The organism is Magnetococcales bacterium (genome assembly GCA_015231925.1).
Lineage (GTDB): Bacteria > Pseudomonadota > Magnetococcia > Magnetococcales > JADGAQ01 > JADGAQ01.
The window spans coordinates 1-11,563 of sequence record JADGAQ010000114.1 but is presented as its reverse complement, the minus strand read 5'-3'; the positions used below and the strand labels follow the sequence as shown (position 1 = coordinate 11,563).

9 protein-coding genes are annotated in these 11,563 nt (G+C 58.6%); 4 read left to right on the top strand and 5 right to left on the bottom strand.

From position 1 onward, the window contains the following. Positions 1-174 precede the first annotated feature (174 nt). The 3 genes from secB to rpsT all read right to left on the bottom strand — a co-directional run bounded on the left by secB (position 175) and on the right by rpsT (position 2,551). Complete coding sequence (gene secB / locus HQL56_12715; GenBank protein MBF0310381.1) at positions 175-615, bottom strand: protein-export chaperone SecB; 441 nt, start codon at positions 613-615, stop codon at positions 175-177. A 64-nt stretch (positions 616-679) separates the two neighbouring features. Next, complete coding sequence (locus HQL56_12710) at positions 680-2,194, bottom strand: DEAD/DEAH box helicase (GenBank protein MBF0310380.1); 1,515 nt, start codon at positions 2,192-2,194, stop codon at positions 680-682. 78 nt (positions 2,195-2,272) lie between these two features. Continuing rightward, positions 2,273-2,551 carry a 30S ribosomal protein S20 gene (rpsT, locus tag HQL56_12705; GenBank protein MBF0310379.1) on the bottom strand — a complete coding sequence of 93 codons (279 nt, stop codon included), beginning with the start codon at positions 2,549-2,551 and terminating at the stop codon, positions 2,273-2,275. A gap of 161 nt (positions 2,552-2,712) precedes the next feature. On the opposite strand from rpsT, the gene murJ reads away from it, so the two are divergent. Together murJ and HQL56_12695 are read left to right on the top strand one after the other, a co-directional pair. Further along, positions 2,713-4,323 carry a murein biosynthesis integral membrane protein MurJ gene (murJ, locus tag HQL56_12700; protein MBF0310378.1) on the top strand — a complete coding sequence of 537 codons (1,611 nt, stop codon included), beginning with the start codon at positions 2,713-2,715 and terminating at the stop codon, positions 4,321-4,323. Next, entirely contained in the window at positions 4,320-5,525 is a 1,206-nt protein-coding gene (locus HQL56_12695; protein ID MBF0310377.1) for a putative DNA binding domain-containing protein, read from the top strand. Before murJ ends, HQL56_12695 begins: the two co-directional genes overlap by 4 nt. A 570-nt stretch (positions 5,526-6,095) precedes the next feature. On the opposite strand, the gene HQL56_12690 is transcribed toward HQL56_12695, so the two are convergent. After that, the gene (locus HQL56_12690; protein MBF0310376.1) at positions 6,096-8,117 is read right to left on the bottom strand and encodes a bacteriohemerythrin; all 2,022 of its coding nucleotides are present in this window, start codon (positions 8,115-8,117) and stop codon (positions 6,096-6,098) included. Between the two features lie 237 nt (positions 8,118-8,354). Between HQL56_12690 and HQL56_12685 the strand changes: the two genes are divergently transcribed. Next, complete coding sequence (locus tag HQL56_12685; GenBank protein ID MBF0310375.1) at positions 8,355-8,858, top strand: bacterioferritin; 504 nt, start codon at positions 8,355-8,357, stop codon at positions 8,856-8,858. 105 nt (positions 8,859-8,963) lie between these two features. Further along, positions 8,964-9,278, top strand: a complete 315-nt coding sequence (locus tag HQL56_12680; protein ID MBF0310374.1) for a hypothetical protein — start codon at positions 8,964-8,966, stop codon at positions 9,276-9,278. Between the two features lie 480 nt (positions 9,279-9,758). Here the strand turns inward: HQL56_12680 and HQL56_12675 are convergent, their stop codons facing one another. Then, complete coding sequence (locus HQL56_12675) at positions 9,759-11,387, bottom strand: glycoside hydrolase family 17 (protein MBF0310373.1); 1,629 nt, start codon at positions 11,385-11,387, stop codon at positions 9,759-9,761. Positions 11,388-11,563: the final 176 nt, after the last annotated feature.

Below are 11,563 nucleotides of genomic sequence, written 5' to 3'. Positions count from 1 at the left end.
GCAGAGGAAAGAAAGGCAGAGGAAAGAAAGGCAGAGGAAAGAAAGGCAGAGGAAAGAAAGGCAGAGGAAAAGAATAAAGGAAAAGTCCTGAGGGGGCAGCAGAGCTCCCCCTCAGACTCCCCCAACCCTTTTTGCATATAAAGGATTTGAAGAAGAGGAGTTAATTCTTTACCCTCAGTTGGCCTCGCTCTGCGCCTGCTGATACAACGCCGCAAAATTGATCGGATCCAATACCATCGGCTTGAATCCCCCCTCCGATACCAACTGCGAAATAATCTGCCGAACATAAGGAAAGAGAATATACGGACACTCAATCCCCAACGTCCGCGACAAATGCTCCTGCGGTACGTTGCGTACCAAAAAGAGCCCACCATAACTGACTTCCACCAGAAACATGGTGTTCTCGCCCGAAACCACCTTGATGGTCACATGAAGAACCGTCTCATAATGCTCATCCCCCACCTTGGAAGCAGAGGTGTTGAGATTGAACTCCACCTTGGGCTCCTGCTGCGTCAGAAAAATCTCCGGCGCATTGGGACTCTCGAAGGACAAATCCTTCAAATACAGCTTCTCCACATGAAACAAAGGCTGATTGTCAGCAGCTTCCTCGGACATGATCTTTTGCCTTGCCAAATGCGATAGGGGGGAACGAAACCCCCATGATGACCAAAAGATCCGGTCAGGTCAATGCCGCGGGAGGTGCAGAGGAAGGATCCTGCGGAGAACGACGACGACGACGGCGACGACGGGCGGGAGAGGTGGTTTCGGCTTTGGCGGAATCGGCAGCAGCAATAACAGGCGGGGAAGTCACAACCGGTACAACAGAAGAAGAACCTTGCCCGGATCGACCCGGCGAGCGCCCCCGCCTCGGCAACTCCTTGCGCCCCTCAAACGGCTTGCGCGGCAGCCGAGGCGGCCTCACCAACTCGGCGAAACCATCATCCTCCACCCACTGCACCGGAATCTTCATGCCAATGAAAGCTTCCACCGCCTCCAGATTGTAGGCGCCTTCTTCATCCACCAGCGTAATGGCACAACCCTCGGCACCCGCACGAGCCGTGCGCCCGATGCGGTGTACATAATCTTCGGCGTTTTCCGGCAGATCGTAATTGATCACATGCGTTACGGCGTCAATATGCAAACCCCGCCCCGCTACATCAGTGGCAATCAATACCGGCATCTCGCCCGCCTGAAACTGCCGCAACACCCGCAACCGCTTGGCCTGAGGCACATCCCCGGAAAGATACTCACAGGCAATGCCATTCACCCCCAGCCAGTTCAACAACGTCTCGCCCATACGCTTGGTGTTGGTGAAAATCATCACCCGCGCCTTGCCGTCCACCGGTATGGTGATCTCCTCTTCTTCAACAGCTTCAACACCCTCCACCATCTCCTCGTCCTCGGAGACATCAACCACAGGAGGAGGAGGAGGAGGCAACTCCGGCAACATCTTCTTCAGCATCCCCACCAACAGGGAAATCTTGCGCGTGCCTTCCACATGGTAAAGCGTCTGGGCAACCTTCTCCACCGTGCGCACTTCCATGGCCGTGGAAATGTTGACCGGCATGTTCATGTATTCGAAGGAGAGTTCCTGCGCCCGATAAGAGAGCGTGGCGGAAAAAAGCATGGAAAGACGCTGATCGTAAGGCGGCAGCCGCTTCAACAAATAACGCAGATCTTCGATGAAACCCATATCGAAAAGACGATCCGCCTCGTCGATGACCAAAACCTCAACCGCCTTGACATGGTAAACATGCTGCTTGAAATAGTCGATAAGCCGCCCCGGCGTGCCCACCAGAATATCCACATGGCCGGACGTCAGCTTCTGACGCTGTTTTTCGTAATCAACCCCACCGTAAACCGCCACGATGTTGAAAGAGGTGTTCTGTCCCACCCGTTGCGCCTCGGCCTCGATCTGTACCACCAACTCGCGGGTTGGCGCGACGATCAGCGCACGCGGCGCACCGCAGCCCTCCTGGGAGGCCAGACGACGCGGCTCGTTGAACAGACGAGTGAAGGTGGCGATCAGAAAAGCCGCTGTCTTGCCGGTGCCGGTCTGCGCCTGTCCGGCCACATCCTTGCCCGCCAGGGTCAGCGGCAAAGTCATGGCCTGAATGGGCGTGCAGCGGGTGAATCCGCACGCCAGAACGCCGGTCAAAATGGGCTGAGGGATGGGCAGTAGAGCGAATTCCATGCGGTGGTTCGATTCCGGATCTTCAGGAGTACGGGCTTCGCAGCCCGCACCCGAAGATCCCGGAAGCGCGAGCCATCATCAGGCGGCTTTGGCCAGGGCGATCGCCTTGACCTTCGCGTTGAGCCGGCTCATGCGACGCGCAGCCTGCCGCTTGTGAATCACCCCTTTGCCCGCCGTGGCGGCAATGATGGAATAGGCCTCACGCAGACTGGCCTGAGCCTGAGTCACGTCACCGGCTTCCACCGCCTGGCCAACCTTCTTGATGAAGGTGCGCATGGTGGAGGTGTCGCTCTTGTTGCGAGCGCAAGCGCGACGGCTCTGGCGAATGTCTTTGAGGGCGGATTTGTTGTTGGCCACTTGACGCAAACTCCTTTGTGTCTTCCAATTACCCAGGCCTCGACGGGTGATACCCCCTGCCTCGATTGGCCCGTATGTCGAAAAAGGGGTCATTGTAAACAAAAAAGAACCAATCCGTCAAAGGCTTTCTCCACACCACTTCACAAGGAAACACTTTCTCCATGACGATTCCTGACGAATCTGCGGTCGAACCGGTCAAGCCTTCGGAGGGAGGCGGGCTGATTCGGGCGGTGGGCATCATCAGTTTCTATACCCTGCTTTCCCGGCTGTTGGGCTTTGCCAGGGATATCGCCATTGCCTACGGCATGGGCGCGAGTGCCGGAGCGGACGCCTTTTTCGTGGCGCTCAAACTGCCCAATTTCCTGCGGCGTCTGTTCGCCGAGGGGGCTTTCAATACCGCCTTCGTACCGGTCTTCGCCGAATACCTGGCCAAGGGGGAGGTCGAGGAGACCCGACGGGTGGCCCAGTCGGTATTCACCGTTCTGGGGCTGGTTCTGGTTCTGGTGGTGGTGGTGGCCCAGATTGCCATGCCGATGTTGATTCTGGTGGCCGCGCCCGGTTTCAGCGGGGATCCCGCCAAATTCCAGTTGACCGTCGATCTGACCCGCATCACCTTTCCGTACATCTTCTTCATTTCGCTGGTGGCGCTGGCCGGAGGGATTCTCAACAGTCATCATCGCTTCGCGGTGCCCGCGGCCACGCCGATTCTGCTCAATGTCTGCATCATCGCCGCCGCCATGGTGCTTTCGCCCCGCATGGAGCGGCCTGCCGAGGGGTTGGCCTGGGGGGTGTTTCTGGGGGGGGTGACCCAGTTGATGTTGCAGTTCCCGGCCTTGCGTCGCATCGGTGTGCCGTTCCGCTTGCGTTGGGATCCGCGTCATCCGGCCATCCGGCGCATTCTCGGCTTGATGGGGCCCTCGATTCTGGGGGTTTCGGTGGCTCAGATCAGCCTGTTGCTGGATGTCTTCATCGCCTCCTGGCTCAACGAGGGGTCGATTTCCTATCTCTATTATGCCGACCGTCTGGTGGAGTTCCCTCTGGGCTTGATCGGCATTGCACTGGGTACGGCCATTTTGCCCGCTTTGTCGGCCAAGGCGGCCCGGGGCGATATGGACGGGTTGCGCAGTGATCTCGATTTGGCGTTGCGTCTGACGGTGGTGGTGGATTTGCCGGCCATGGTTGGTTTGATCGTGTTGGGGGAGCCGATTCTGGCGCTGCTGTTCCAGCGGGGGGCTTTTGGACCCGAGGCCACCCATCTGACGGCTCAGGCGCTTTTGGCTTACAGTGTGGGTTTGTTGGGTTTTTCCATCGTCAAGGTGGTGACCCCGGCCTTCTATTCCATGAAGGACACGCGCACGCCGGTGAAGGTGGCCATTGTGTGTCTGGCTTCCAACATGGTGATCAATCTGGCGTTGATGGTGCCGTTGCAGCATGTGGGGCTGGCCTTGGCCACCTCTTTGACGGCGGCGTTGAACGCGGTGTTGTTGTTGCGTCATCTGAAAAAGCGGCTTGATTTCCATCTCTCCCCGGCGTTGCTTTCCACCACCGCCCGGAGTGCCTTGGCCTGCGTGGCCATGGGGGCCTTTCTGGGTTGGGGGGTGTGGCAGTTCTGGCATCCCGGATTGACCACCTCCGGCCGGTTGATGATTCTGGGGCCGTTGGTCATGGGGGGAATCGTGGTCTACGGGCTGGCTGCCAAACTGCTGGGGCTCATGGAGATGGAGATGTTGCTGCAGGTGGTGCGGAGAAAAAGAGGGGGCGGAGAACCATGATCCGAACCGAGTTGTTGGAAATCCTGTTGCACGGGGAAAATTCCGGGGTTGAGTTCAAGCGGGATCTCATCCGCAACGATGAGTTGGCTCGGGAACTGGTGGCTTTTGCCAATTTTGAAGGGGGCATGGTTCTGTTGGGTGTAGGGGATGATGGGCAGTTGGTTGGCTTGACTCGGGACAAACTCGAAGAGTGGGTCATGACTGTTTGTCGGGACAAGATTCGCCCGGCCATCATTCCCTTTTTCGAGTGGTTTCGGGAGGTGGAGCCCGGCAAAGATGTGGCGGTGGTGCGGGTGTCGGCGGGGTATGATGTCCATACCCTCTGGCACAATAATAAAAATAGTTATTACATTCGGGTTGGCAGTCAGAGTCGGGAGGCCACGCCGGAGGAGTTGCGGCGGTTGTTTCAGCGTCGCAGTGGGTTGCGGGCCGAGTTGAGTCCGGTTTCGGGGGCTGGGTTGCGGGATTTGGATGTGATGCGTTTGAAAAACTATTTTTCCGATATTCGGCAGCAGGAGATTCCGGCGGATGAGGATGAATCGGGTTGGGAGGGATTGCTTTACAATACGGAGATCATGGTGGAGGGGGGAGTAGGTGTGGCGGGGATGTTGTTGTTCGGACATCAGCCGAAGCGGTTTTTGCCTCAGGCGGGGATTGAGGCGACGGCCTATCCCGGACGGGAGAAGGATTATGCGGCGAGGGAGCGGTGCAGTTTACGCGGTCCGATGGTTCCGCGACTGGATCGGTTGGGGAAGATTGTGGAGTTGGGGTTGGTGGAGCAGGCCATGGCTTTCGTGCAACGCAACACTTCCGTGAGTGGGGGGCTTGAGGAGGGGGGGGTGCGAAGGGAGGAGAAGGCGGACTATCCGAAGGAGGCGGTGCGTGAGGCGGTGGTGAATGCGTTGGTTCATCGGGACTATTTGTTGACGGGGACGGATATTGAATTATCGATTTATGAGGATCGGTTGGAGGTGATTTCTCCGGGGCGCTTGCCCAATGGGATTACGCCGGCTCGGATGGTGAGTGGTTGTCGGGCGGCGAGAAACAGTTTGATCAAGGATATCATGAGGGATTATCGGTACTTGGAGCCTCAGGGGATGGGGGTACCGCGCAAGATTGTCAAGGGTATGATGGCGCACAATGGGACGAGGCCGGATTTGGTTGAGGATGGTGAGCGGTTTGTGGTGAGGCTCAAGAAATAGAATCCCTAACAATCAAAAGGTGATATCCTTTTAATATTTTATCTTTTAAAGTACCAAAAAAAGGAAATGTTCTATCCTTTGGCTTATCTTTTATCTTTTTAATATTTTAAAGTATCAAAAAAAGAAAATGTTCTATCCTTTGACTTATCTTTTGTCCTTTTTCTTTCCAGGCTCGCCCCGCTCATAGCCATCCTTTTCGGCGGCCTTTTGCCGAAAAGGATGGCTCAAGAGCGAGCCAGCCATTGCCTTCGTGGGGTGCCAGGCGTCTTTTTGCCTGGCACCCCACGAAGGCGAATTGCCCGTCCAAGGATGACCACCGTCCGGCCCCCCTGGCAAGCGAATCGATGAGGCTGATTCGCTTGCCAGGGGGTAATAAAAGGCCCGCGGGTCCTCGACCCTCCGGGAAAAGGCCCCCGGAGGGTCGACTCCCGTTATCTGGGCGGGCAAAGGAGGAAAGGATAAAAGAGGAACGGATAAAAGGATAAAGGAAAAGTCCTGAGGGGGCAGCAGAGCTCCCCCTCAGGCTCCCCCAACCCTTTTTATTAATTAAAGGATTAATACGAGATATTCTTAATTCTTCTCCAGCAAAATCTCCCGGTCACTCTTCCCGACATGTGCCATCAACCAATCCCGCAAAAACAACATCATCTCCTCTCCAACCGTCAACGGATTGAAAAACAACTCCTCCTGAAACCGTACCAACTCTCGCTCAAACGCCCGATGCAACAACTCATGACTCTCCTGCTTCAAATACCCTACCTGATGCATCAACCGCTCCTCCGCCGCAAAATGCACCCGCGTGTACTGCTCCAAAGCATGCAATACCTTGCCCACCTGCTCCACACCCTGCCGCCCCACAATCGCCGCATGCAACCGGTTACCCAACTCGAACAAATATCGATGATGCGTATCAATGACATCACTACCCACCGAATACCCCGGATCCCACGCCGCCCAACTCCCCGCCTCCGCCCTCACCGGCAACATCGGCAACACCTCGCGCGGATTGATGCAATCATCCCGATACAACGCCTTGATTTCCAGAATCTCCGGCAATATCTCCAGAAAAATCAACACCAACTCCGGCTCGAAATCCCGCCCGGATCGCTCCTGCAAATAGGCCACCGCCTGCTCCACCGGCCAGGCCTTTTTGTAGGGCCGCTCCATGGTCAAGGCGTCAAACACATCCGCAATCGCACAAATCCGCCCCGATAAGGGAATCGCTTCCCCCATGAGGCGGCGAGGATAGCCGCTGCCATCCCACCTCTCATGATGCGTCAGGGCAATCTCCCGCGCCAAACGCAACAACGGATCACTCCCTTCCAACATGGTGGCCCCGATGAGACCATGCCGCTGCATGACGGCATACTCCTCCTCCGTCAACCGCCCCGGCTTCTTGAGAATGCCATCCTCGATGCCGATCTTGCCGACATCATGCATCGGCGCCGCCAGCTCGATCTCCTCGCATCGGGCTTCGTCCCATCCCAACCGTCCCGCTATCGTGGCCGCGTACTTTCCCATGCGCACGATGTGCAATCCCGTCTCCGTATCGCGGAATTCCGCCGCGATACTCAACCGGTTCATCATGTCGTTGCGCGCCCGCTGCACCTCCAAACGATTCAACCGCACCTTCTCTTCCGCAATCTGCCGCCCGAGCAGCGTCGCCAGCGTGGAAGCCACCTCTTCCAGAAAACCCACCTCCCCATCCACCGGAAGATGATCCGCCGGCATCCCGAGGGATAAAACACCCAGCAACCGCTCTCCCTCCAACAACGGCAAGGCATAACGACCCTTGTCGCTCTCCTCCTCGACCAACGCCGAATTCTCCGGCGTCATGCGTGACATCCAGATGCTCTCCCGATTGCGCGCCGCCTGACCGCAGGCGCACTGCCCCGGTTTGATGCGCCGACACCGGTCCGCCTGGCGCCTGCTCAATCCCCGATGCGCCGCCAGCACCAGACTCCCCCGGGAATCGGCCAGAAACAAGGCCCCCGTATTCTCCACCTCCAGCCAACGCAGCGAAGAGAGCGCCTCCAGGACCGTGGACAGACAACCCTCCAGCGGAAGCTGACGCAGAGCCAACCGGGTGATGCGCAACAAAACCCGCTGCTGATCCTCCAGACGTTGACGTTGCACCTGCGCTTTGGCCCGCTCTTTATGGGCCTCTTCCACATGATGTTCCGCCAACCGGCGCTCCTCCTTGAGCCGGTGCATGTAGGCCGAGAGGGTCAGATGGGTCTCCACCCGGGCATGCAGCAATGCCGGATTCACCGGTTTGGCCAGATAATCCACCGCTCCGGCCTGGAAACCCAACGCCTCGTCCTGGGCCTGATTGAGCGAACTCAAAAAAATAACCGGAATGTCCTGGGTGCGTTCGTTCGACTTCAAACGCCGGCAAACTTCGTATCCATCCATCTCCGGCATGACGATGTCCAACAGGATCAACGCCGGCGTCGGATCCGCCGCCGCCAGTCGCAAAGCCTCTTCCCCACGGGTGGCCACGCGGATCGGATAACGTCCCTGCAGCAGATTGACCAGGATCTTGAGGTTGACGGGAGAATCATCCACAATCAATAGAGGTTTCTTGTCCACGGCGGTGCCTTGTAAGGTAGACAGCCAACCTGTTCCAGGCAGACAGGTTGCAAGACGGGTGCTTGTGCAACGAACAGTAAAGAACCAGGCCCCCGTTTGTCCAGTCCTGATCCGTCTGTTTTTGGGAAAGTTTTCAACTGGATGGAAAGAACATTCACCAGAATTGCCCGGGATTCGGGCAGGCGAACGGGTTGGTTTTCCGGCTTCGACGGCAATCATTGAGAGAGGGGGCTTCCCGTGTATGAAAAGAGCGTGGAGTTGTTGCAAAAAGCGGTCAGTGATGAGCTTTCCGCGATACATCAATACATGTATTTCCATTTCCATCTGGACGACCAGGGACTGGATCTGCTTTCCAACCTCTTCCGGCGCACGGCCATCGAGGAGATGATGCACATCGAGCGCATTGCCGAGCGCATTCTGTTTCTGAAGGGGGAGGTGGAGATGAAGCCTTCCATGGAGGTTGTCAAGATTCAGGATGTGCGGGGCATGTTGGACAAGGCGCGAGAGCTGGAGGTGGCGAGCATTCAGGATTACAACGCTTCCGCCCAGGCCTGCGGGGCCGATTCCCAGACCCGCAAGCTCTTCGAATCGCTGGTGGTGGATGAGGAACGCCATTTCCGGCAATACGACGACGAGGTGGGCAACATCGAAAAGTATGGCGACAGTTATCTGGCGCAGCAGTCCATGGAGCGCAGTCGCACTGTCTCGGCGGCCATGGCGGCGGTTACCCCGAAGCCTTGAGTGAGGCGGGATGGGAGGGTCCGGGGGGAGGCCGTCCCCTCGGGGGGTTGATATTTCTATCAAGAATGAGCCGCCATGCGTTTTTGGATTTTGTTGGAAGTACTCGTGATCGCTATTGGCATGACGTTGTTGCGGCGGCATGGCATCGAGCCGGAGAGTATCGGTTTGGCGTGTCAGGCGCAGGGGGCGCCGTGGTGGTGTGATCCGAGGCAGGCATTGATCCTGGCCATACACTTCAAGCTGATCGGTTATGTGGCGACGGCGGCGGGTGTGGCGGCCTTGTGGCGGGATTCGGTCCCTCTGGGCCGGTTGGCCATGGATCTGGGGGCGGCGGGACTGGTCTTCTACAGTGTCGGCTGGGCCGCGGGCGGTTTCGTGCTGGGGTTGCTGGCGGTGGTGGGGAGTGAGAGGGCGAAGTAAAAGGGGGTCCGGGGGGGCGAGCCCCCTCGGCGGGGTTTGGGGCAGCGCCCCAAGGTTCTATCCGGTGATGTTGACGTGTCCGTAAGCGGTCCGCTGCACCAAATTGAATATACAGCAGCTTATTCCCAACATGGACCCGATGAAAGAATGCAGCGGACCGCGGGGGGGCAAGGGGGGGCCTCATCCCCCCATCCTTGAACGTGACAGCAAACCAAAGCCTGTATTTTCCCGGCTGTATCCGCCCAAAAGTTTGAGTACAGGAATTCGCCTTGTTCCGGGTGGCTACTCCGCAAACAGATGGGGGGATGAGGCCCCCCCTTGCCCCCCCGGCGGTCCGCTGCAAAACAGTCAGGCGGTGCGGGAGATCGGCGGATGCGTTTTCTCTCGGTGCAGCGGACCGCTTACGGACACGTCAACGGATAAAACCTTGGGGCGCTGCCCCAAACCCCGCCGAGGGGGCTCGCCCCCCCGGACCCCCGTTTACCGGAACGACAACCCCGTCACACTTTTCCCTATCATCCCCAACAACGGCCCGCTCATCAACAGCACCACGCCATACCAGACCATGGCTTCCCGGTTGGTTGGCAGTTCGATGACGATCCCCGCCACCACGCAGCCGGTCAGCAACAGGCCGAGCCAGGCCTCCATGGTTCCCCGGGGCAGGGATTTCAGCAACAGCCAGCGCACCCCGAAAGCCAGGGCCGGAACGAGATAGAGCGTTGTGGGAAAGTCGCGGTACCGCCCGTCCATGACCATGGCCAGGGCGGTCATGGCGGCGGAAACCAGAAAAAGGGCCCACACCGACCCCAGAATCAGACCGACACGCTCTTCCGGGGCCATGGACTGACGCCAACCGCCCAGCCAACGGGCGCGCACCTCCCGCAAGCCCAGGGGCAGGGCCCGGCTCCAGGGCCCGTCGGTCCGGCCCAGCAGCGGCACCAGGCTGAAAGCCGCCACCAGCATCAACACCATGCCGGCACTGCCCAGCATCCAGTCCGCGAGGTTCTGGCTCGATTGCACCACTTGATGACCGCGCCAGAAGAACGCTCCTCCCGTCAGATGTCCCCATCCGCACAAGGCCAACCAACGCCAGCGGGACAAATCCTGACCCGAAAAGTAACCGACCATGATCAGGGAGAAGAGACCACCCAAAGCCATGGGTAACGGCCACTTCGGCAGGGGACTGACCGGTCCGGTCAAGGGGAACTTGACCTTCCGCGCCGCATCGAACAGCCCCCAGGTGCCGCCCACCGTGCCCTCCTGAAAACGCTTCCAGGGCTGGTCGAAGGCCTCGATCAGATTGTAGGGCATGGCTTGCCGGTTGGTGAGGGCAATGAACTCTCGAACGAAACGGGCCTGCTCCACCACTCCGGGAACCGCTTCCCGCCGACTGCGGCCCCCGCTGGGCCAGCCGGTCTCGCCGACCAGAATGGTGCGACCCGGAAACGCGGCGCGCATCTTTTCCAGAATGGATTGCACATGATGCAGCGCCTGCTCCACACCCACCGGTTCATCTTCCCAATACGGCAGAATGTGGATGGTGAGAAAATCGACGTGATCGGCGATTTGCGGGTTTTTCAACCAGAAGTCCCAGACATCGGCATAGGTGACGGGCAGGCGGGTTCCGGCGCGCATCTCCTTGAGAACCTCAATGAGTTGCGCCGCGCTCAACTCCCGGCGCAACAGCACCTCGTTGCCCACCACGATGCCCCGAACGGTTTCGGGATGGGTGGCGGCGGCCTCAAGAGTGGCCTTGATCTGACGGCTGTTGGCCTCTTTTTCCGGGCCGATCCAGGTGCCCAGAAGCACCTTCAAACCGTGTTTGGCGGCCACGGGAACGGTTTCACCCAATCCCTGGGTGGCGGAGTAGGTGCGCACGCACTCGGTGAGGGGCGCCAGAATGGCCAGATCCTCCTCGATTTGCCAGCGGGGAATGACCAGATGCGGATCGTAGGGCACCTGACCATCCCGGAAGGGGGCGTAGGAGAGACACTGGTAACGTCCGGCGGGCACGTCCGGCAGTGGTACGGGTTGACCCAGGTGACTCCAGCCCAGGAGGGCAAGCACCATTAAACCGAGCCAGTAAAGCAGCGGACGGGCATTGGACATTTCATTCCATTTCTATTTCATTCGTTCATGAATACGGGGGTTCGGGGGGGATTATCCCCCCCGACGGGTCCAGGGCAGCGCCCTGGGACTTTTCTTTCCGCCGTTGACGTACCCACTCCCTGGGGTCCAGGGGGCACCCCTGGGACTTTTCTTTCCGCCGTTGACGTACCCACACT

Bases quoted from the DNA above. Each gene is read 5' to 3' on its own strand.
- HQL56_12675 (MBF0310373.1), bottom strand. From the start codon at position 11,387: ATGTCCAATGCCCGTCCGCTGCTTTACTGGCTCGGTTTAATGGTGCTT.
- HQL56_12695 (MBF0310377.1), top strand. From the start codon at position 4,320: ATGATCCGAACCGAGTTGTTGGAAATCCTGTTGCACGGGGAAAATTCC.
- HQL56_12710 (MBF0310380.1), bottom strand. From the start codon at position 2,194: ATGGAATTCGCTCTACTGCCCATCCCTCAGCCCATTTTGACCGGCGTT.
- murJ (MBF0310378.1), top strand. From the start codon at position 2,713: ATGACGATTCCTGACGAATCTGCGGTCGAACCGGTCAAGCCTTCGGAG.
- secB (MBF0310381.1), bottom strand. From the start codon at position 615: ATGTCCGAGGAAGCTGCTGACAATCAGCCTTTGTTTCATGTGGAGAAG.